Source organism: Streptomyces sp. NPDC051219, from assembly GCF_040682335.1.
Classification (GTDB): Bacteria; Actinomycetota; Actinomycetes; order Streptomycetales; family Streptomycetaceae; genus Streptomyces.
Genome location: NZ_JBFBAS010000015.1, coordinates 45,397 through 64,342, shown reverse-complemented (window position 1 = coordinate 64,342; position 18,946 = coordinate 45,397). Strand labels below are relative to the sequence as shown.

Sequence of the window (18,946 nt, the reverse complement as noted above, 5' to 3'; positions counted from 1 at the left end):
CATGGCAGGATGTGGAAACCTCAGCACTCCCGTGCTTCACGAACCGGAAGGACTGGCCTGGCGGTGAGCGAGAATCAGAACCTCCTCGCGGAGCAGCGCCGCGCGATGATCCTGGACGAGGTCAGGCGGCGCGGCGGAGTGCGCGTCAACGAACTCACCCGGAAGCTCAATGTGTCGGACATGACGGTCCGTCGCGATCTGGACGCGCTGGCCAGGCAGGGCGTGATCGAGAAGGTGCACGGCGGTGCCGTACCGTTGGTCGAGGCGAGTACGCACGAGCCGGGGTTCGAGGCGAAGTCGAGCCTGGAGCTCAGCGCCAAGGAGGACATCGCGAGGGCCGCGGCGGCGATGGCCGTGCCGGGCAGCGCGATCGCGCTGTCGGGCGGTACCACCACCTATGCGCTGGCACACCATCTGCTGGACGTGCCGGATCTGACGGTGGTGACCAATTCGGTTCGGGTCGCCGATGTGTTCCACTCCGCGCAGCGGACGCCCTCGGGCGGCGGGGACCGCGGTGGAGCGGCCACGGTCGTCCTCACCGGCGGGGTGCGCACTCCGTCCGACTCGCTGGTGGGACCGGTGGCCGACCAGGCGATCCGCTCGCTGCACTTCGACGTGCTGTTCCTGGGCGTGCACGGCATATCGGTGGAGGCCGGACTGTCGACGCCGAACCTGGCGGAGGCGGAGACGAACCGCAGGTTCGTGCAGGCCGCGCGGCGGGTGGTGGTCGTCGCCGATCACACCAAGTGGGGGACGGTCGGTCTGAGTTCCTTCGCCTCGCTCGAGGACGTCGACACCTTTGTGACGGACAGCGGCCTGTCCGCGGAGGTACACGCGGAGATCGCCGAGCATCTGCCGGGGCTGGTGGTGGTGGGCGGACCGGACGAGCCCGCAGAACCCACAGACCCCGCAGAGCCCACGGACGACACAGGCGTCCTGCGCGACGCATACCCTGCGAACGCCACAGACATCTGACAAGGCGTCAGCTATGGTGGCCGAACCCGTCAATCACTCGATTCGCTGGGGGTGCACGTCCGATGGCACGCCGACTCCGCCCCGTCGGACTCGACTTCGTCGAGACCGCTCCGCTTCGTCTGGTCTTCGCAGCCGAGGTGGCCGCACCCCCTGAGGCCGTGTACCGGGCGCTCGCCGAAGAGGTCGAGGCGTGGCCGCACTGGTTCGCCGCGGTGACCCTCGCCCGTTCCGTCGACGGCGGCGCAGGCCGCGAGGTACGGCTCAGCGGCGGCATCCGGTTCATGGAAACGATCATGGCGACGGTACCGGCGGAACGCTACGCGTACCGGGTGGACGAGACCAACGCCCCCGGTCTGCATGCCCTCCTGGAGGAGTGGCGGCTGACACCCGTCGGGTCCGGCACCCGGGTGCAGTGGACGTTCGCGGCGGCCGGCGCCGCTCCGCTCCGGATCTCCCTCCGGCTGGGGCGGGCGGCGCTGGGGCGGGCCTGCCGCGATGCGGTCCGCACGCTGGACCGACGGCTCGCCTCCACCGCCGCGTAACGGCGGTCAGGAGGGCCAGACACCCGTCGCGAGAAGCGATGCGATCGCGGCCGAGTAGGGCGCGATGTCCAGGCCCTGCTCCGCGAGCCATTCGTCCGAGTAGTACTTGTCGAGATAGCGGTCGCCCGGGTCGCAGATCAGGGTGACCACACTGCCCTTGCGGCCATCGGCCACCATCTCGGCGACGATCTTCAGCGCGCTCCACAGCCCGGTGCCGGTGGAGCCGCCCGCCTTGCGGCCGATGGCCTGCTCCAGCGCGCGTACGGCCGCCACGCTCGCCGCGTCCGGCACCTTCATCATCCGGTCGATCGCCCCGGGTACGAAGCTCGGTTCCATGCGTGGCCGGCCGATGCCCTCGATGCGGGAGCCGCAGTCGCTGCTCGCCAGCGGGTTGTGGTGGGTCCAGCCTTCGAAGAAACAGGAGTTCTCCGGGTCGGGTACGCAGATACGGGTGTCGTGCTGCATGTAGTGGACGTAGCGCGCGATGGTCGCCGACGTACCGCCGGTTCCGGCGGTGGCGACGATCCAGGCGGGCTCCGGGTACCGCTCCAGCCTCAGCTGCTGGTAGATGGACTCGGCGATGTTGTTGTTGCCTCGCCAGTCGGTGGCCCGTTCGGCGTAGGTGAACTGGTCCATGTAGTGGCCGCCGGTCTCCGCCGCGAGTGCGGCCGACTCTTCGTACATCTTGCGCGAGTCGTCCACGAAGTGGCACTGGCCGCCATGGAATTCAATGAGACGGCACTTCTCCGCGCTCGTCGTACGCGGCATCACCGCGATGAAGGGGACGCCGATCAGCTTGGCGAAGTAGGCCTCGGATACCGCGGTCGAGCCGCTGGACGCCTCGATGACCGGACGGCCCGGACGGATCCAGCCGTTGCACAGCCCGTAGAGAAAGAGCGAGCGGGCGAGCCGGTGCTTGAGGCTGCCGGTCGGGTGGGTCGATTCGTCCTTGAGGTAGAGATCGATCCCCCACTGCTCGGGCAGCGGGAAGAGCAGCAGATGGGTGTCGGCTGAACGGTTGGCGTCGGCCTGGACCTTGCGTACCGCTTCCTTCAGCCATGCCCGGTAATCCGGATCACTGCGGTCCACATCGATGGTGGTCAGGGCTCTGCCGGTCCGCGCCTGCTCGGTAGTGCTCATCCGCGCCGCTCCTCGTCGTTTCTGCGGTCCGCACGGTGCAGTCCGAACCTCGGCCCTCACGAGTAATTTACGCCCCTCACCTGCACAAACGATGACTTTGGGTTTCCATCGGGATCGCTTCTGGCACGCGTACTGGTGCGAGAGCCCGGGCCCATGCAGACTGCCCGGCAGGAACTGCGTACCTGTCCGCGCGGGGGCGGCATCCGGCGAGAAGGGGCGAAGTGGCATGGCTGAACCCGAGTTCAGTGCGACGGGCGTACGGATCGAACGGTGGCCCCGCGCGCTCACGAGGGCAGGCAAGATCCTGATCAGGGAAGGCCGGCTGGAGTTGCTGACCAGCAGCGGCACCGAGATCGACAGCGCGCCACTGAACTCGGTGAGCGCGGGCAGGCCCTGGTTCACGGGTGGTGAGAGCACGGTGGCCCATGTCAACGGCACGCGCTACCGGCTGCGGATGGGGCAGCGCGACCACACCCCCGGAGCCGCCGACGAAACGGCCGGCCGCTTCCTGGAGGCCGTGCGCCGGGCAAGGGACTCACGAGGCTGAAGGGGTGCGAGTTGCGGAGCGGCAGCCTCTGGTTCACGCTGGTGTGACATCACTCAGGGTTTACCGGCGGTGACGCTGCGAACCAGCCCGCCGGACCACACAGCAGGCAGCCTCTGCTGGATCCGATCTTCGTCTTCTTCCGGACCTCATTCGGGGAGTCGCAGCCGTGATCAGCCATCCAAGCAGGCACTGCACGGTGGAGCTCCAGGCTCTGCCGTCGCGGATCGGCCAGGTCCGCAGGATCGTATGCGCGCATTTGCGCTACTGGCACCTGGACGCGTTGATCGACCGGGCGGCGCTCGGCGTCACCGAGCTGCTCACCAACGTCCACCGGCACGCACAGCCGGACAAGACGTGCACCGTGGAGATCGAGTTGCTTTTCGACCGGCTCACCGTGTCGGTTCGCGACAACGACTCGCGGCTGCCCACCGTCGGACAGGCCGACACCCTCTCCACCGGCGGGCGCGGCCTCGCGCTGATAGCGGCGGTGAGTGAGAGCTGGGGCGCCCGCCCGGAGGACAGCGGCGGCAAGGTCGTCTGGTTCACCCTGCCGGCGCCCTCGTCGGCCGAGTCGCTGCCGTCCCGGCCGGTGTACGGCGCGACGACCACCGGCCCGTTCCCCGGCCGGGAGCTCGAGCCGCAGGGTGCGGCGCCCGTACGGGAGCACGCGCCTGTCCGGTCGGCCCTCGCGGGCTGACCGGCAGGACCCCGCCGACGGCCAAATCCCGCTTACCCGTTGGCGACGGTGCGCAGTACGCGGCCGGCGTCCCGCCCGGCGGGCGGGATGCCGGCCGTCGGCACGCCCGACTTCGTCCGTGCCGACGGCCGGAGACTCTCACCGTCGGAAGATCCGGTCCAGGTGGTGGCCCAGGACCGCGAAGGCGGACTCCGGGCCCTCACCGACCAAAATGCTGGTGCCGAGTCCCGCCGACGTGGCGAGCAGGCCGATCGCCTCCGCACGCGCGTCCGCATCGGGCTCGGTGAGCCCGGCGTCCTTCGCCTTCTGCAGCAGGCCGGCCACGCTGTCCTCGGCTGCGTTGGGGCCGTCGAAGACCGGTTCGGTGGTGTGTCCGCCCCCGCCTACGCCTTGGCGACCGGCCGGTAGGTGCACACCTGCACGCCCGTGCCGCTGGTCACCGTGGAGACCAGCTCGAGCGTGTGCAGCCCACCGTCGTCGGGGAAGATCGTCTTACCGCCGCCGAGGATCACCGGCATGATCATGAGCCGGAGTTCGTCGACCAGGCCCTCGCTCAGGAGGGTGCGCGCGAGCGTGGGGCTCCCCATGACCAGCAGGTCGCCGCCGTCGGACTCGCGCAGCTCCCGGATGCGGGCAACCGCCTTGTCGCCGGGGATGCGCGTGGTGTTTTCCCACGTCAGCTCGTCGTCGCGCAGCGTCTTGGACACGACGTACTTCGGGATGGCGTTCATCCGGTCGGCGAACGGGTCGCCCGCCCGCTCCGGCCACGCCCGGGCCATCGTCCCCCATGTGCGGCGCCCGAACAGCAGCGCCTCGGCGTTGGCCAGCGCGTCGTCGAAGGCACCGCCCACCACCTCCGGATCGAAGAACGGGTGCGACCAGCCGCCGTGGGCAAACCCGCCGTCGGTGTCCTCTTCGGGTCCGCCGGGCGCCTGCACAACGCCGTCCAAGCTCATGAACTCACTGATCACCATGCGCATGGGACTCGTTCCTCTTCCTCGCTGCTCCGGGGTTACGGCAATAGAGACTGCCGCGCCGCTCCAAAATCATCGCGCCATCTCGGCCCCGCAGTCAGTCGGCAGGTTTCTCCCAGACCGAGACATGCCGGGTGCTCTCGCTCGTGAAGGGTTCTCGCGTCCATCCGTCCCACCGCTCGCGCAGCCGCAGCCCGGCGAGCTGAGCCATGAGATCGAGTTCCGCGGGCCACACATACCGGAAGGGGATCGACCTGTACTCGCCACGTCCGTCAACGACCTCGACGTAGTTCGAACTCATCGCCTGAGTGGCCACGTCGTAGGCGTCGAACGCCCACCGCGTCGGGCTGACCCGGAACGGCACGGCGTTCTGCCCGGCGGGAAGCTTCCTCAGCTCGGGGACCATGACCTCGATGACGAAACAACCCCCGGGTTCCAGGTGGGCCGCGACATTACGGAAGCACGCCACCTGCGCCGCCTGCGTCGTCAGATTCATCTTCGTGTTGAAGATCAGATACACGACCGCGAACGTGCCTTCGACCCTCGTCGTCGCGAAGTCGCCGATCGTCACGCCGATCGCGTCGCCCCCAGGCTTCGCGCTCAGCCGGGCAACCATGGCCCGGGACAGGTCGATGCCGTGGACCGGAACTCCGTGGCGTGCCAACGGCAACGCGACGCGTCCCGTCCCGATGCCCAGCTCCAACGCCCGGCCACCGTCGGCCAGCCCCGCCAGAACGCCCACCGCGGCGTCCAGGACGTCCGGGGCGAACATGTCCACCGACGACTCGTCGTACGTCGCCGCGACGCGCTCTCCGAAGTAGCCGTCCCCGTCGTCCATCGCCAGACCGTACTGCGGAAGCGGTTCACAGCGCGCCCGATTATCCGCAGATGCGGCCGTCGGCAGTCATCCGCCGAGAAACAGGCCCGCATTCCGCGACATGTCGCCCGTGCCGAAACCGGCGATCGCATGTTCCTGCGGAAAATGCCAGAACTCCTTCCCCTGTCCGCAACGTTGCGTAACCTCTTCCTCACTGCCACACCCGCAGTGACGGAGCGATCACCCAGGGAGGGGACTCCGCGTGCCCGGAATCGACGAGTGCCTGCTCGAAGCCATGACCCTGCCGGGTGCGCGCGGGGCTGCGGTGGTCGAGTGGATCAGTGGGCTCGCGCTCGGCACCATCGGCGATTCACCGAACGGCAGTCATGAGACAACCGCCGCCGAAACCGCGGAACTTGCGCGGATGGCCGCGGAACAGACCGCGTTCGCCGCGCCCGTCGGCCGCGACGCCGGTGACGGCGCCAAGGCGTTGCCCGTGGAGGACATCGTTCTCACCACCCCCTCCGCGTACCACTTGATGCGTTTCGTCGAAACTGCCTTCGACAACGGCGTGTTCATCCACCTGTGGCTCGGCCGCGACGAAGGCAACCTGGCTCTGGCCCGCATACGCCTGCGGGACCTGGCGGATCGGCTCTCCCTGATATGAGCGCCGCGATCTCCCCCATGCTCGTCCGGCTCGCCTCCGAGCGCGCCACCGGAGCGCTCCTGCGGGACGCCGGCACGCTCTACCTCGTGGACGGCCGCGTCGTACACGCGGAGAGTCCGGCCTCACCCGGCGTCGACGTGCTGCTGACGGCCACCGGGCGACTGCCCGCCGACGGCTGGCAGGAGGCGCTCGACCGGGCCGGCGCCCGCCGTCAGGTCGGCCGGTTCCTGGTGGACAGCGGCCGCCTGAGCGACGGCGAGCTGGAGATATGCCACCTGGGCGCCCTGTTCGACGCGGCCTTCTTCGTACTTGCTCCCGCCAGCGGCCCGACCCGCTTCCGCTACGGCGCGGTCCACTGGCTCGGTCCGGTGAGACCGGTGACCGCCGACGCGGTCGAGCGCGAGACGCGCCGCCGCAGAAAACTGCTGGAAGACCTGTGGCCCAGCCCGGAGGTGGACAGGGCGCCCGTCGTCCGCAGGCAGGCCGTCCGCAGTCCGCCGGTCACTCCCCGGCAGCGGGCCGTGCTGGAGCTGGCGGACGGAGTCCGCACACCGGCCGCCATTTCCCGCCTGCTGGGCCGCCCCGCGTTCCACACCCTCATCGACGTACGGCGGCTCGCGGCAGCGGGGCATATCGCGACACCCCGCGCGCCGGACCCGACCGGCCCTTCCCCCGCTCCCGCCCGGGTCCCGGACGTCTGCGCCGACCCGGACATCGCCCTGCTGCGCAGGCTCCGTGACGCCCTGGAGGCACACCTGTGATGGTCCGATCCGTCCTTGAGGCACGCTGCGCGCCGTCATGAAACGCGTACTCAGACAGCGCGCCGAAAGGAGGCAGTTGATGGCGGCGGAACCCGAAGTGCTCGACGAATTGCGGAGGTTGCATGCTCGCGTGCCGCATGTGACCGGCTCGGTCGCGGCGAGCATCGACGGCCTCGTGCTCGCCCAGGACGTGGTGGCCCTGGAGCCCGAGGGGATCGCCGCACTGACCGCGGCCGCCCTCGGCGTCGCCCTGCGGCTGGCGGACACCACCGGCCAGGGGGAGTTCCGCGAGCTGCTCGTTCGCGCCGAGCGCGGCTATGTCGCGACGTACGCCGCCGGCTCGGCGGCCGTCCTCACCGTACTCGCCGGGCCGCACACCAATGTCGGCCGGCTTCACCTCGAAGGCCGCCGGGCCGGGGCGCGCATCGCGGACCTCGTCGACGCCGCACTCGACCGGCCTGAGAGCACCACCCCGTAAAGCAGGTCAACCGAAAGGAAGCACAACGATCATGGCCAACACCGAAACCGCCCTCAAGGAAGCGATGACCTCCATCGAGGGAGCCCTCGGGGTCGCCCTCGTGGACTACTCCAGCGGTATGGCCCTGGGCACCCTGGGCGGTGGCAAGGACCTCGATCTGACGGTGGCCGCCGCCGGCAATACCGATGTGGTCCGCGCCAAGGCGCGGACCATGGAGCACCTCGGCCTCAAGGACGGCATCGAGGACATCCTGATCACCCTCGGCACTCAGTACCACCTGATCCGTCTGTTGTCGGGGCGCGGAAAGGACAACCTGTTCCTCTACCTCGCCCTGGACAAGGGCCGGGCAAATCTCGCGATGGCGCGGCACCAGTTGAAGAGCATCGAGGCGGAACTGGAGGTCTGACCCCAGGAGGACGCGGGGAGCCGCCAGGAGATGGCCGGCTCCCCGCACCGGGTTCACGCCAGCGCGGCCAGCGGGTCGTCCAGTACCGGCTGCCAGGCCAACTCGGCTGCCCCGACCAGGCTGTTGTGATCCAGTGTGCAGGGCAGGATCGGTACACCACCGCTGCGCCCCCACAGACTGCGGTCGGCGACGACCGCGCGCAGCCGCTCCGGATCTGCGTTCAGCAGCTCGCGGTGCAGCCCGCCGAGGATGATCCGGTCGGGGTTGAGGATGTTGACCAGCCCGGCCAGGCCCAGCCCCAGCCGGTCGATGAGCTCCTCTGCGGCGTGCCGCACATCCGGATCGCCGTACTCCGCGCGCAGCAGGTCACGGGCCTGCTGCAGCAGCGATACCTCGGGTCCCGGGTCGCGCCGCGCGGCGGTGAGGAAGGCGAGCGGATCGGCCTCGACATCGAGGCAGCCGCGGCTGCCGCAGTAGCAGGGCCGGCCCTCCGGGTTGACGGTCAGGTGACCGACCTCCAGGGCGAGGCCGGAACTGCCGGAGTGCAGACGGCCGTCGAGGACCAGGGCGCCACCGACGCCGCGGTGGCCGGTGGCCACACAGAGCAGGTGCTGTGCGCTGCGGCCGGCGCCGTGCCGGTGCTCGGCCAGGGCCGCGAGGTTGACGTCGTTGCCGGTCAGGGCGGGGCCTTCGATGCCGGCGGCGCGTACCCGCTCGGCGAAGATGGCGCGGACCGGAGCGCCCGCGGGCCAGGCGAGGTGCAGGGGGTTCAGAGCCGTGCCCTCCGGTTCCGCGACGGCGGACGGTACGGCGAGACCCGCGCCGATGCACCGACGCCCGCTGTCCCTCAGCAGACCGGCTCCGGCGTCCACCACCGCTCCGAGCACCTGCGCCGGGTCGGCGGAGACGGTCACGCAGCCAGGGGCGGTGGCGACGATCCGGCCGCCGAGCCCGACGAGCGCGGCTCGGAACCCGTCGGCGTGCACCTGGGCGGCCAGCGCCACCGGCCCCGCCTCGTCGACGGCGAGCCGGTGCGAGGGCCGTCCCTGCGCGCCGCCGGCGACCACGGGCCTGGAGTCGACACGGATGAGCCCGAGCGCCTCCAGCTCTGCCGCGACCGCTCCTGCGGTGGCACGGGTGACGCCGAGCTCGGCCGTGAGGACGGCCCGGGTGGGGGCCCGGCCGGTGTGGACGAGCTCCAGCGCGGGGCCCAGTGCGCCGCGGCCTCTATCGATCCTGGTCCGCGTGGACACATCCCCCACCCTGCGCGGGGCCGCGTTGCCATTCATGAAGGCGAGTTTCGCATGATCCCCGGGCCCCGTGTCAGTCGCTCCCTCGGTGGGTGCCTGGCAGACCGGTCGTACCGCTGCGGGCGAACCCGCTGACCCGCAGGGTGATGTTCAGACGCCCGGTCAGCCCGAGGGCGGGTGGCGCGGTGCCGGGACGCACTCGCGGCACGCCGTGATATGCGAGGCGGGAAGCGCCGCCGAACACGAAGAGATCTCCACTGCGCAGTTCCAGGTCCTGGTACGGACGCCCGCGTGACTCTGTATTGCCGAAGCGGAAGACGCAGGTGTCACCGAGGCTGAGGGACACCACCGGGTCATCGGACTTCTCGTCGGCGTCACGGTGCATCCCCATCCCGGCCTCCGCGCCGTAGAAGTTGATCAGTGCGATGTCGTACGGCGCCGCGCAGGGCCGGCCGTACGCTTCCTCGACCCCCTCGCACGCCAGGTCGCCCAGCCACCCCGGCAGTGGTTTCACCGGGACCTGGTCGCCGTCGACGACGGTGCGGGCGTAACCGTACGGGTACCAGTGCCATCCGAGGCAGACCTGCTGGGCCGTCATCGTCCCGCCGCCCGGGGTGCGGACCGTCCGCAGCCCCGCCGGCGGCCGGGCCCACTCCCGGCACGCCGCCACCAGCTCCCGCTGCTGATCGGGGCCCAGCCAGTCCGGCACATGCACCGCGCCGGCCGCCGGCACGGTCCGGTTCCGGGGGAACAGTTCGACGTCCATTCCTCCAGTGTCGGAGATGAGCGTCAATGTCGGAGATCAGGCTCCCCAGTCGTTCTGCTGGGCTCCGACCAGGACCCGGCCGGCGTCCGTCCAGTAGTAGAGCACCGACCTCCCGGCACGTCGGCGCTCTACCAGGCGGGCGTCGAGCAGGACTTTGAGGTGCCGGCCCACGGACCCTAGACCCTGCCCGGTCAGTGCCACCAGCTGAGTCGTGCTCTTCGGGGTGTCGAGGAGGACGAGGACGCCGGCCCGGGCAGGCCCGAGCAACGCGCCCAGCGCCCCCGGCACCGATACCCGGTCCGCCCCGGCCAGCGCGCCCGAGCACGGGTAGACCACGGCGTACCTGCGCTGGAAGTCCCCCCGGCCGGGGGCACGAGCAGAGTCCCACGACACCCAGCCCTGGCGTGGTGTGACCGGTACGAACAGCAACTGCGCCCCGGAGACCTCTCGCGGCGGGTAGTCGTACGTGTTGATCTGCAGCCGGCTCTCTCCCAGCCAGCGCATACCGGGGCGCATGGCGTCCAGTGCCGCTGCCCAGCCGCCCTGACTCAACTGTGCCGTACGCGCGACCACATCGGCCTCGATGATCCGTCGCCGCCGCGGCCAGGAGGGGAGCACCGTTTCCCGCCACACCCAGTCCAGGAGGTCGGCGGCGCGTTCGGCCAGGTCGGACCGGCGCAGCGCGGCGGGAAGCGGGCCGCCCAGCGACACGATGAGGTCCGCGTGGGCGGTCTCGGCCGGCGTCCGCCGTATGCGCGCCAGCTCCTGCTCGAAGGTGACCGGAGGGACGGCCCCGGGCGGAGTCGTGCTGGGCTTCCATGTGCCCCGGGGAGACGGTCCGGCCTCGCCGACGGGCGTTGGGGTGAGGAAGTCCGCGTTCCAGCTGCGCCCGAGCCCGGTGCGTACGAGCAGTTGGGTGACCGGGTCGCCGGCCAGCCGCTCCCGGTAGGCGGGCAGGTGGGCGTCGAGCCACGTGCGCTCGCCCGGGTGGGCCGCCGTTCCGCGTTCCAGGGTCTTCAGGCTCGAGGTGACCTCGGCCAGGGGGGAGACGACGAACCGGCTTCTCGCCAGCGTGTCGGCGTTGACCTGCCACCAGCCCATCGTTTCGCCTCCCTGCGAAAAAGTAACGCCCCGGCGGCGGGTCCTCTGAGCCTTGAGGCCATGCGCACGTACCAAGAGCTCTTCCGCACACCGGAGTTCAAGCCACTCTTTCTCACCGCCTCCCTGCAGGTGGCCGCCCAGACGGTGAGCGGTCTGGCCCTCGGCACACTGATCTACGCGGCGACCGGCTCACCCCTGCTGTCCGCCCTCGCGATGTTCGGGCCGGCCCTCGCCCAGGTGGTTGGCGCGGCAACGCTGCTGTCGGCGGCCGACCGGTTGCCGCCCCGCGCCGCCATGACCGGCATGGCGCTGCTCTTCGCTCTCGGCACCGCCGTCCAGGCCGTTCCCGGCCTGCCCGTCTGGGCTGCCTTCGCCGTCCTCCTGGGGCTCGGCATGATCGCCTCACTGGGCGGCGGAGTGCGCTACGGCCTGCTGGGGGAGATCCTCCCCCGGGAGGGGTACCTGCTCGGCCGCTCCGTGCTGAACATGTGTGCCGGCGCCATGCAGGTCTGCGGGTTCGCGGTCGGTGGTGTGCTGGTGACCACCCTGTCCCCGCGCGGCACACTGCTCGCCGGCGCCGTGCTGTACGCCGCCGCCTCGGCCGTCGCCCGGCTCGGCCTCAGCAGCCGGCCGCCGCGCGCCGCCGGACGGCCGTCGGTCTCCCAGACGTGGCGGACCAACGCGCGGCTGTGGTCGGCCAGGCCGCGCCGCCGCGTCTACCTCGCCCTCTGGGTGCCCAACGGGCTGATCGTCGGCTGTGAGTCCCTCTTCATCCCCTACGCGCCCCGGCACTCGGGGCTGCTCTTCGCCTTCGCGGCCCTCGGCATGCTGGCCGGGGACACCCTGACCGGCCGGTTTCTCCCCCGGCGCCGGCGAGAACGGCTCGGCGCCGCACTGCGCCTGCTGCTGGCCGTGCCGTACTTGGTCTTCGCCCTGCACCCGGCGCTGCCCCTGGTGGTGACGGTTGTCGCCCTCGCCTCGATCGGGTACTCGGCGACTCTGCTGCTCCAGGAGCGTCTGCTTTCCCTGACGCCGGAAGAGCTGAGCGGGCACGCCCTCGGGCTGCACACCTCCGGCATGCTCACCATGCAGGGCGTGGGCGCCGCGCTCGCGGGCGCCGTCGCCCAGTTCACGTCTCCGGCGACGGCCATCGCCGTCACGGCGGCGGCCTCGGTCGCCGTCACTCTGGCCCTGGCACCCGGTCTGCGGCCGGACCCCGGGCAGCCGGGGCATGACGACCTCCGCGATCCCCGCGATCCTCCCGCGGCGAAGTAGCCGGCTATGTCGTTGCGGCTTGTACGAACTGGGGGCCGACCCCTACTCTGATTTTGTGCCGCTCCTAAACAAACTCCGAACGGCCGCAGCAGGAGCACCGGGCGGCGACCCCGCACCGGTGACTCTGACCCGGCTCCGCCTCGCTCTCACCGTGTTCTTCGCCCTCGACGGCTTCATCTTCGCCGGCTGGGTCGTCCGCATCCCCGCGATCAAACAGCAGACAGGCGCATCCGCCGGCGATCTGGGCCTCGCTCTGCTCGGCGTCTCCGCGGGCGCGGTGATCACCATGACGCTCACCGGACGACTATGCCGGCGCCTGGGCAGCCACCCGGTGACGGTCGCGTGCGGGGCGCTCCTCGCGCTCAGCATCGCGCTGCCGCCCCTGACCCACTCGGCGTTCACCCTGGGACTCGTCCTGCTGGTCTTCGGCGCCGCGTACGGCGGGATCAACGTCGCCATGAACAGTGCTGCGGTCGACCTGGTCGCCGCCCTGCACCGCCAGGTGATGCCCAGCTTCCACGCCGCGTTCAGCCTCGGCGGAATGATCGGCGCGGGTCTCGGCGGCCTGGTGGCGGCGGGCCTCTCGCCCATGACGCACCTGCTGACCCTGACCGGCATCGGGCTGCTCGTGACCGCCGTGGCCGGACCGGTACTGCTGCGGCACCCCGCGTCCGTACCCGGGCGCGGGACGCACGAAGCGTCGCACGAGACGCACCACGCGCCCGAAAAGGCCTCCGCCGCGCGGGCACCGCAGCGCCTCGCCGGCCGGACCCGCGCTCTGGTGACCGTGTTCGGCCTGATCGCCCTGTGCACGGCGTACGGCGAGGGCGCGCTGGCCGACTGGGGGGCGCTGCACCTGCAAGCCGACCTCGGCGCGCATCCGGGTGTCGCGGCGGCCGGGTACTCGCTGTTCGCCCTGGCCATGACGGCGGGCCGGCTCAGCGGGACGGCGCTGCTGGAACGGCTGGGCCAGACCCGCACGCTCGTCGCCGGTGGGTCCACCGCGGCTGCCGGCATGCTGCTCGGCGCCCTCGCGCCCACGGTCTGGCTCGCCCTCCTCGGCTTCGCCGTCACCGGACTCGGTCTCGCGAACCTCTTCCCCGTGGCCATCGACCGCGCGGGCGCGCTCGCCGGACCCACCGGGGTGGCGGCCGCGTCGACACTCGGCTACGGCGGGATGCTGCTCGGCCCGCCCGCCATCGGCTTCCTGGCGGAGTGGTTCTCGTTGCCCGCCGCACTGACGACGGTCGCTCTGCTCGCGGCCGCCGCCGCGCTCATCGGGTACTCGGTACGCCACGTATCCGTACGGGGCGGCGGATGAGTAGGCGTACTCAGGCGGGTCGCGTCCCGCGGCGCGAGGATGAAGCCACGTCACACGAACCGACGGGGAGAAGACCATGAACAAGGCCCGGCTGCGCGGACTGGCACGGCTCACCTTCGGCAATCCCGCCTCACTGGCGTATCTCGCCCTGGTCGCCGCGGTGACCCTCCTGGTGGCCTTCGACCTGCTGTTCGTCACGCACGAGGACGCCTCGTTCTCGGGAGTCCTGGTGATCTTCATGGCCGTCCCGACGATCTTCGGGTTCTTCATCGCTCAGGACGCGCTGTGGGGTCTGGAAACCGCGCCGGAATGGTTCTTCTACTTCGCGATGGTGGCCTCCGTACTCCTTCAGTCGCTTGCCCTCGGCCTGTTGCTGCGTCTGCTGAGCGGGCGGGCGCGCCCCGCCCACCCCCAGGGCGTCTGACCTGCTGGCACAATCGCCCGCATGGACGTTGCCGAACACATCAAGGCCCTAGGGACGGAAGGCCGGTTGCTGGCCTCGGCCGCCGAGGATGCCGGGCCGGACGCGCCCGTCCCCACCTGCCCCGGCTGGCAGGTGAGGGACCTGCTCCGGCACACCGGCATGGTTCACCGGTGGGCGACGCGTTTCGTCGCCGAGGGGGCCACCGGGTTCCTGCCCGACGCCGGTGAACCGGAGCTGGACGGGGCGGAGTTGCTGGAGTGGTTCCGTGAAGGCCACGACCTGCTGGTCGGCACGCTCCGCGCCGCGCCGCCGGACCTGGACTGCTGGACCTTCATGCCCGCCCCGTCACCGGTGGCCTTCTGGTCACGGCGACAGGCCCACGAGACGACGGTGCACCGCCTGGACGCCGAGTCGGCGCGGACCGCGCGCACCAGCGGTGTGGAAGCGGTGTTCGCCGACGACGGCGTCGACGAGCTGCTGTGCGCCTTTCACGCCCGCGCCAAGAGCCGGGTACGGACGGCGGAGCCGCAGGTCCTGCGCGTACGGGCCACGGACACCGGAACCGTCTGGACGGTGCACCTGTCGGCCGCACCGCCGCGGGTGGAGCGTACGGATGAAGGGCCCGCGGACTGCGAGGTGAGCGGACCGGCGGAGGTGCTCTACGCGACCCTGTGGAACCGGCTGCCGCTCTCGGCACCGACCGTCACCGGGGACGACTCGCTGGCCCGGCTGTGGCGGGAGACCTCCGCGATCGCCTGGTAGCCGGTACGAGGGATCAGGCCGGGCCCGGCCTGATCCGCCGGACACGGCCTACGGCCGCTCGGCGAGCATCCGCTGTTCGAGCCGGCCCAGCCTGTGGAGCGGGCGGTCGTACCGACGGGCGGCGCCGCCGTCACGCTCGTGTTCATCCTCCGGGTGGCGCATGCGCTGTGGGGCTTCACGAGCCGCCCGGCCGCGGATCAGCCGAGCCAACCGGGCCGCACCAAACCGGACTCGTAGGCCAGGACCACGAGTTGGGCCCGGTCGCGGGCGCCGAGTTTGACCATCGTCCGGCTGACATGGGTCTTCGCGGTGAGCGGGCCGACAACCAGTCGGCGAGCGATCTCGCCGTTGGACAGACCGATTCCCACCAGAGCCATCACCTCCCGTTCCCGCTCGGTGAGCCGGCTCAGTTCCTCGGCTGCCGCGGGCTCCTTCGACCTGGCCGCGAACTCCGAGATGAGCCGGCGCGTCACCCCGGGCGAGAGCAGCGCGTCGCCGTCCACCACGGCCCGTACCGCCCGCGGCAGTTCCTCCGGTTCGGTGTCCTTGACCAGGAAGCCCGAGGCGCCGGACCGGATCGCCTCGAAGACGTAATCGTCGAGCTCGAACGTGGTCAGCATGACTGCCTTCACCATGGCCAGCGATTCGTCGTCAGTGATCTGCTCCCTGCGCACGCGGACGACCTCGGACGCGGCGAGAATCGCGGTCGCCCAGGCGATGGCGGCGAGTTCCTGGCCCCAGGGCGAGGGCCCGTCCCCGGGCGGCGGCAGCACCTCGTAGAGCCAGTGGCCGATCAGCAGATGGCCCGCCCAGAGGCCGGCGACCGCGCCCCAGGCCGCCCTGCGGTGCCCGCCGACCACGGCGGCGAAGGCGCCCAGCGCGACGCTGACGAACACCGGGCCGTACGGATATCCGGCGGCCAGGTACACCAGCGCCACGGCCGACGTGCCGAACGCCACCGGCACCGGGTACCGGTGCCTGAGTACCAGCAGCGCGGGCCGATCAGCAGCAGAATTCTGGCGAGCGTGTCGACCGGCTCGCGGTCGGGCTGAGCCTGCGCCGCGAAACCGGTTCCCACCTGCGCGAACACGGCCACGGCCAGAGAGGAGGCTCAAGGCAGGCGGCCGGCCCGCCCCCCGTCCGTCCACTGCTGCCACCGCGGCGGCCCGCCCCGGGGCCGCGGCCGACCGCCGCAGGCACGCGTTCGCTGCTCTTCCATATCGGCCACGCTAGACCCGGCCGGCGGGCGGGGCGTCAGCCCGGCGTGGTGACCAGGCGTACTCCTTGCGCAGTACCCGGCCGAGGTGGTGGAGGGGTGGCGGCTCGGACGCCGGGGACCTCTGCTCAGGCGGGCACGGTCCCAGCCGGCCCGCCGCTCAGCAGGCCCACGCTGTGGGCCAGTTGGGCCGCAGCGTGGGTGAAGAAGTCCTCCCGGTCCTCCACGACGCGGTTGAACTGGCCGAACACCTCGAAGGAGATCAGGCCGAAAAGCTGCGACCAGGCGGCCACCAGCGCCGGCAGGACCGCCGGTGGAAGGTCGGGGGCGAGGTCCGCCGTCATACGGAGGGCTTCGGAGCGCAGGGAGCCGGGGAGGGGAGGAAGAGCGAGACCGGTGGACGCATGAGCGTCGCGGGCGACGGAGATGAGCGCGAGCCCGATCCGGGAGGCCGGGCCGACAGTGGTACGCGGTGCGGTGTAGCCGGGCACGGGCGATCCGTAGATCAGGGCGTACTCGTGCGGGTGGGCGAGCGCCCACCCGCGCACGGCCACGCAGACGGCGATCCAGCGGTCGGGATGGGGGGCGCCGGCGGCCCGGGCGAGGGCCGTCTCGGCTGCCGCGCCCACGGCGTCGTAGGCGTCGGTGATCAGCGCGGTCAGCAGTTCGTCGCGGCTCGGGAAGTACCGGTAAAGCGCGGAGGAGACCATGCCGAGTTCGCGGGCGACGGCGCGCAGTGACAGCTTCGCCGCTCCCTCGGCGGCGAGGTGTCTGCGGGCCTCGTCCTTGATCGCGGCGGCCACTTCGATGCGGGCCCGTTCCCTGGCCCCTCGGATGGTGCTCATGCGAGCAGTGTCTCACATTTCAGAGCACCGACCAGTTACGAGAGCGGCGCTCTTGTTTTTGAGCAAAGCGGGTGAAACACTGATCTCGAGCGAGAGCAGTGCTCTCTCCAGTTGGAGGACACCATGGCGCACTACATCAGGCCCGGCCGCTTCGACAATGTGGTCAACGGGACGATCGGCTGGCTCGCCCGCCGGGGCATCAGCCTGGCCGGGACGAACGAGTTGTCCGTGCTGGGCCGAAAGAGCGGCGAATGGCGTCGCGTCCCGGTGAACCCCCTGCCGTACGAGGGCGGCCCGTACCTCGTCTCCGCCCGCGGCCACTCAGAGTGGGTACGCAACATGCGGGCCGCGGGCGGCGGGAAGCTCCGGATCGGCCGGAAGACCCGGACCTTCACCGCCGTCGAGCTCTCGGACCACGAGAAGCCCGAGATCCTCCGCACCTATCTCGAGCGCTGGGGCTGGGAGGTCGGCCGCTTCTTCGGCGAGGTCAACGCCAATTCCTCCGACGAGGAACTGCGTGCCGCGGCGCCCAAGCACCCCGTCTTCCGGCTCACTGTGAAGCGCTGACCTGCTCCGGCGTCCGGTCGCCCGGCCTCCGGGAGCCCTGCCGCCGCCGGTCGTCCTGCCGCCGGTCGAACGCGGTCAGCGCGCGCCTGGCCGCCGGGTGGGTCCGTACCAACTCGGCCAGCGACGTCGACCCGCGGGTGATACGGGCGAACGCCCGCCAGGCCGGCCGGAATCCGGTGATCGCCGCGTGCAGCAGCCCCGGGCGGCGCTCGAAGAGCACGAGCATCCGCCGCCCGACCCCCATCTCGACGCCGAGCCCGGCCTTGATGGCGAAGGCGTAGTTCAGCGCCTGCCTTCGCGCGTCCACGGCATCCTGGGCCTCGGCGATCCGCACCGCCCACTCCCCCGCGAGGCGCCCCGAGCGCAGCGCGTACGAGATGCCCTCCCGTGTCCACGGCTCAAGCAGCCCGGCCGCGTCGCCGCACACCAGAACCCGGCCGCGGGACAGCGGCGAGTCGTCACTGCGACACCGCGTGAGATGTCCGGACGAGACGGCCGGTTCAAAGCCGGCCAGTCCCAGCCGGGCGATGAAGTCCTCCAGGTAGCGCTTGGTTCCGGCGCCCTCGCCGCGCGCGGAGATCACACCGACGGTCAGGGTGTCGCCCTTCGGGAACACCCAGCCGTAACTCCCCGGCATCGGGCCCCAGTCGATGAGCACTCGCCCGGCCCAGTCCTCGGCGACCGTGGCCGGAACCGGGATCTCCGCCTCGAGCCCGAGGTCCACCTGGTCGAGTTTCACGCCCACATGGGCTCCGATGCGGCCGGCACTGCCGTCCGCGCCGACGACCGCCCGCGCCAGGACCGTCTCTCCGCCCGACAGTACGACGGCGACGGTCCGGCGGTCGGGGACGGCGGGTCCGTGCTGCTCGACCCGGGTCACGCTCACGCCCGTACGCACTGTCGCGCCGGCCTTCCGCGCCTCCTCGACCAGTCCCGCGTCGAACTCCGAACGGTTGATGAGGCCGAAGAGCATGTGCCGGGACCGGCGCGTGCGGGTCAGCTTCCCGTTCAGCGAGAAGGTGACGGCGTGCACCCGGTCCTTGAGAGGGAGTTCGAATCCCGGCGGCAGGGCGTCTCGCGACGGCCCGATGATGCCGCCGCCGCACGTCTTGTACCGGGGCAGCCCGGCCTTCTCCAGCAGCAGTACGCACCGTCCGGCGGCCGCCGCCGCGTACGCCGCGGAAGCCCCCGCCGGGCCGGCCCCGACCACGACGACATCCCAGACCGTGCGGCCGTCCGACCCGCCCGCCCCGCTGTCCCGTCCGCTGTCCGGCCCGTCCGCCTCGCGGGCCCGCCCGTGGGGCTCGCCGGCCGGCCCGTCGTACTTGCCGACCGGCCCGTCCGGCTCGCCGACGGGCTCGCCGTGCGTGCTGCCGGTGTCTGCGTTCTCGCTGCTCACGATGTGCTTCTGCTCC

22 protein-coding genes and 2 pseudogenes are annotated in these 18,946 nt (G+C 71.3%); 14 read left to right on the top strand and 10 right to left on the bottom strand.

Translation table 11 applies throughout. The features are described 5' to 3' along the window. Positions 1 to 63 precede the first annotated feature (63 nt). Together AB0M62_RS18935 and AB0M62_RS18930 are read left to right on the top strand one after the other, a co-directional pair. Entirely contained in the window at positions 64 to 975 is a 912-nt protein-coding gene (locus tag AB0M62_RS18935; RefSeq protein ID WP_366075363.1) for a DeoR/GlpR family DNA-binding transcription regulator, read from the top strand. A 62-nt stretch (positions 976 to 1,037) separates the two neighbouring features. Beyond that, the gene (locus tag AB0M62_RS18930) at positions 1,038 to 1,517 is read left to right on the top strand and encodes an SRPBCC family protein (RefSeq protein ID WP_366075362.1); all 480 of its coding nucleotides are present in this window, start codon (positions 1,038 to 1,040) and stop codon (positions 1,515 to 1,517) included. A gap of 6 nt (positions 1,518 to 1,523) precedes the next feature. Here the strand turns inward: AB0M62_RS18930 and AB0M62_RS18925 are convergent, their stop codons facing one another. After that, positions 1,524 to 2,657: a PLP-dependent cysteine synthase family protein gene (locus tag AB0M62_RS18925; RefSeq protein WP_366075361.1), complete on the bottom strand. Its 1,134-nt coding sequence runs from the start codon at positions 2,655 to 2,657 to the stop codon at positions 1,524 to 1,526. A 226-nt stretch (positions 2,658 to 2,883) separates the two neighbouring features. Here AB0M62_RS18925 and AB0M62_RS18920 point away from each other — a divergent pair, with 226 nt between their 5' ends. Together AB0M62_RS18920 and AB0M62_RS18915 are read left to right on the top strand one after the other, a co-directional pair. Beyond that, complete coding sequence (locus AB0M62_RS18920; RefSeq protein WP_366075360.1) at positions 2,884 to 3,204, top strand: hypothetical protein; 321 nt, start codon at positions 2,884 to 2,886, stop codon at positions 3,202 to 3,204. Positions 3,205 to 3,370: 166 nt separating this feature from the next. Continuing rightward, the gene (locus AB0M62_RS18915) at positions 3,371 to 3,901 is read left to right on the top strand and encodes an ATP-binding protein (protein ID WP_366075358.1); all 531 of its coding nucleotides are present in this window, start codon (positions 3,371 to 3,373) and stop codon (positions 3,899 to 3,901) included. Between the two features lie 138 nt (positions 3,902 to 4,039). Here AB0M62_RS18915 and AB0M62_RS18910 read toward each other — a convergent pair. From AB0M62_RS18910 to AB0M62_RS18900, 3 genes and pseudogenes are all read right to left on the bottom strand, one after another. Next, positions 4,040 to 4,246: pseudogene (locus AB0M62_RS18910) on the bottom strand (TetR/AcrR family transcriptional regulator); the annotation flags it as partial. A 38-nt stretch (positions 4,247 to 4,284) separates the two neighbouring features. Then, positions 4,285 to 4,881 (bottom strand): dihydrofolate reductase family protein, encoded by a 597-nt coding sequence (locus AB0M62_RS18905; protein ID WP_366075357.1) that lies wholly within the window; start codon positions 4,879 to 4,881, stop codon positions 4,285 to 4,287. 91 nt (positions 4,882 to 4,972) lie between these two features. Next, positions 4,973 to 5,713 carry a class I SAM-dependent methyltransferase gene (locus AB0M62_RS18900; RefSeq protein WP_366075356.1) on the bottom strand — a complete coding sequence of 247 codons (741 nt, stop codon included), beginning with the start codon at positions 5,711 to 5,713 and terminating at the stop codon, positions 4,973 to 4,975. 241 nt (positions 5,714 to 5,954) lie between these two features. On the opposite strand from AB0M62_RS18900, the gene AB0M62_RS18895 reads away from it, so the two are divergent. The 4 genes from AB0M62_RS18895 to AB0M62_RS18880 are packed head-to-tail and all read left to right on the top strand — an operon-like array spanning position 5,955 to position 8,004. After that, a complete protein-coding gene (locus AB0M62_RS18895) occupies positions 5,955 to 6,359 on the top strand; it encodes a hypothetical protein (RefSeq protein WP_366075355.1) in 405 nt (134 codons plus the stop codon). Next, positions 6,356 to 7,120 (top strand): transcriptional regulator, encoded by a 765-nt coding sequence (locus AB0M62_RS18890; RefSeq protein ID WP_366075354.1) that lies wholly within the window; start codon positions 6,356 to 6,358, stop codon positions 7,118 to 7,120. Before AB0M62_RS18895 ends, AB0M62_RS18890 begins: the two co-directional genes overlap by 4 nt. 37 nt (positions 7,121 to 7,157) lie before the next feature. After that, entirely contained in the window at positions 7,158 to 7,598 is a 441-nt protein-coding gene (locus AB0M62_RS18885) for a roadblock/LC7 domain-containing protein (RefSeq protein ID WP_366075353.1), read from the top strand. Between the two features lie 31 nt (positions 7,599 to 7,629). After that, complete coding sequence (locus tag AB0M62_RS18880; RefSeq protein ID WP_366075352.1) at positions 7,630 to 8,004, top strand: hypothetical protein; 375 nt, start codon at positions 7,630 to 7,632, stop codon at positions 8,002 to 8,004. Positions 8,005 to 8,057: 53 nt separating this feature from the next. Here the strand turns inward: AB0M62_RS18880 and AB0M62_RS18875 are convergent, their stop codons facing one another. The 3 genes from AB0M62_RS18875 to AB0M62_RS18865 are packed head-to-tail and all read right to left on the bottom strand — an operon-like array spanning position 8,058 to position 11,121. Next, positions 8,058 to 9,293: an ROK family protein gene (locus tag AB0M62_RS18875; protein WP_366075351.1), complete on the bottom strand. Its 1,236-nt coding sequence runs from the start codon at positions 9,291 to 9,293 to the stop codon at positions 8,058 to 8,060. A gap of 34 nt (positions 9,294 to 9,327) precedes the next feature. Further along, positions 9,328 to 10,020, bottom strand: coding sequence for an alpha-ketoglutarate-dependent dioxygenase AlkB (locus AB0M62_RS18870; protein ID WP_366075350.1), 693 nt, complete (start codon positions 10,018 to 10,020; stop codon positions 9,328 to 9,330). A gap of 36 nt (positions 10,021 to 10,056) precedes the next feature. Beyond that, positions 10,057 to 11,121: a winged helix-turn-helix domain-containing protein gene (locus tag AB0M62_RS18865; RefSeq protein WP_366075348.1), complete on the bottom strand. Its 1,065-nt coding sequence runs from the start codon at positions 11,119 to 11,121 to the stop codon at positions 10,057 to 10,059. 60 nt (positions 11,122 to 11,181) lie between these two features. Here AB0M62_RS18865 and AB0M62_RS18860 point away from each other — a divergent pair, with 60 nt between their 5' ends. The 5 genes from AB0M62_RS18860 (at position 11,182) to AB0M62_RS18840 (ending at position 15,140) form a co-directional block, all read left to right on the top strand. Continuing rightward, positions 11,182 to 12,396, top strand: a complete 1,215-nt coding sequence (locus AB0M62_RS18860) for an MFS transporter (protein ID WP_366075347.1) — start codon at positions 11,182 to 11,184, stop codon at positions 12,394 to 12,396. A gap of 55 nt (positions 12,397 to 12,451) precedes the next feature. Then, entirely contained in the window at positions 12,452 to 13,717 is a 1,266-nt protein-coding gene (locus AB0M62_RS18855; protein ID WP_366075346.1) for an MFS transporter, read from the top strand. Positions 13,718 to 13,793: 76 nt separating this feature from the next. After that, on the top strand, positions 13,794 to 14,141 hold the full coding sequence (locus AB0M62_RS18850) for a hypothetical protein (protein ID WP_366075345.1): 348 nt from the start codon (positions 13,794 to 13,796) through the stop codon (positions 14,139 to 14,141). 21 nt (positions 14,142 to 14,162) lie between these two features. Then, positions 14,163 to 14,903: a maleylpyruvate isomerase family mycothiol-dependent enzyme gene (locus AB0M62_RS18845; protein ID WP_366075344.1), complete on the top strand. Its 741-nt coding sequence runs from the start codon at positions 14,163 to 14,165 to the stop codon at positions 14,901 to 14,903. Positions 14,904 to 14,996: 93 nt separating this feature from the next. Then, positions 14,997 to 15,140, top strand: a complete 144-nt coding sequence (locus AB0M62_RS18840) for a DUF6332 family protein (RefSeq protein ID WP_366075343.1) — start codon at positions 14,997 to 14,999, stop codon at positions 15,138 to 15,140. Here the strand turns inward: AB0M62_RS18840 and AB0M62_RS18835 are convergent. Both AB0M62_RS18835 and AB0M62_RS18830 read right to left on the bottom strand, forming a co-directional pair. Further along, positions 15,101 to 15,565: pseudogene (locus AB0M62_RS18835) on the bottom strand (response regulator transcription factor); the annotation flags it as partial. The gene AB0M62_RS18840 and the pseudogene AB0M62_RS18835 overlap by 40 nt on opposite strands. Positions 15,566 to 16,247: 682 nt before the next feature. Next, positions 16,248 to 16,964, bottom strand: a complete 717-nt coding sequence (locus AB0M62_RS18830) for a TetR/AcrR family transcriptional regulator (RefSeq protein ID WP_366075342.1) — start codon at positions 16,962 to 16,964, stop codon at positions 16,248 to 16,250. Between the two features lie 123 nt (positions 16,965 to 17,087). On the opposite strand from AB0M62_RS18830, the gene AB0M62_RS18825 reads away from it, so the two are divergent. Then, the gene (locus AB0M62_RS18825) at positions 17,088 to 17,531 is read left to right on the top strand and encodes a nitroreductase family deazaflavin-dependent oxidoreductase (protein ID WP_366075341.1); all 444 of its coding nucleotides are present in this window, start codon (positions 17,088 to 17,090) and stop codon (positions 17,529 to 17,531) included. On the opposite strand, the gene AB0M62_RS18820 is transcribed toward AB0M62_RS18825, so the two are convergent. Then, on the bottom strand, positions 17,515 to 18,741 hold the full coding sequence (locus AB0M62_RS18820; RefSeq protein WP_366075448.1) for a geranylgeranyl reductase family protein: 1,227 nt from the start codon (positions 18,739 to 18,741) through the stop codon (positions 17,515 to 17,517). The two genes, AB0M62_RS18825 and AB0M62_RS18820, sit on opposite strands and share 17 nt — an antisense overlap. Positions 18,742 to 18,946: the final 205 nt, after the last annotated feature.

Coding starts and splice junctions, on each gene's coding strand:
- AB0M62_RS18845 (WP_366075344.1), top strand. CDS start 14,163: ATGGACGTTGCCGAACACATCAAGGCCCTAGGGACGGAAGGCCGGTTG.
- AB0M62_RS18930 (WP_366075362.1), top strand. CDS start 1,038: ATGGCACGCCGACTCCGCCCCGTCGGACTCGACTTCGTCGAGACCGCT.
- AB0M62_RS18885 (WP_366075353.1), top strand. CDS start 7,158: ATGAAACGCGTACTCAGACAGCGCGCCGAAAGGAGGCAGTTGATGGCG.
- AB0M62_RS18900 (WP_366075356.1), bottom strand. CDS start 5,713: ATGGACGACGGGGACGGCTACTTCGGAGAGCGCGTCGCGGCGACGTAC.
- AB0M62_RS18825 (WP_366075341.1), top strand. CDS start 17,088: ATGGCGCACTACATCAGGCCCGGCCGCTTCGACAATGTGGTCAACGGG.
- AB0M62_RS18865 (WP_366075348.1), bottom strand. CDS start 11,121: ATGGGCTGGTGGCAGGTCAACGCCGACACGCTGGCGAGAAGCCGGTTC.
- AB0M62_RS18925 (WP_366075361.1), bottom strand. CDS start 2,657: ATGAGCACTACCGAGCAGGCGCGGACCGGCAGAGCCCTGACCACCATC.
- AB0M62_RS18905 (WP_366075357.1), bottom strand. CDS start 4,881: ATGCGCATGGTGATCAGTGAGTTCATGAGCTTGGACGGCGTTGTGCAG.
- AB0M62_RS18860 (WP_366075347.1), top strand. CDS start 11,182: ATGCGCACGTACCAAGAGCTCTTCCGCACACCGGAGTTCAAGCCACTC.
- AB0M62_RS18920 (WP_366075360.1), top strand. CDS start 2,884: ATGGCTGAACCCGAGTTCAGTGCGACGGGCGTACGGATCGAACGGTGG.
- AB0M62_RS18870 (WP_366075350.1), bottom strand. CDS start 10,020: ATGGACGTCGAACTGTTCCCCCGGAACCGGACCGTGCCGGCGGCCGGC.
- AB0M62_RS18890 (WP_366075354.1), top strand. CDS start 6,356: ATGAGCGCCGCGATCTCCCCCATGCTCGTCCGGCTCGCCTCCGAGCGC.
- AB0M62_RS18875 (WP_366075351.1), bottom strand. CDS start 9,293: ATGAATGGCAACGCGGCCCCGCGCAGGGTGGGGGATGTGTCCACGCGG.
- AB0M62_RS18880 (WP_366075352.1), top strand. CDS start 7,630: ATGGCCAACACCGAAACCGCCCTCAAGGAAGCGATGACCTCCATCGAG.
- AB0M62_RS18850 (WP_366075345.1), top strand. CDS start 13,794: ATGAACAAGGCCCGGCTGCGCGGACTGGCACGGCTCACCTTCGGCAAT.
- AB0M62_RS18830 (WP_366075342.1), bottom strand. CDS start 16,964: ATGAGCACCATCCGAGGGGCCAGGGAACGGGCCCGCATCGAAGTGGCC.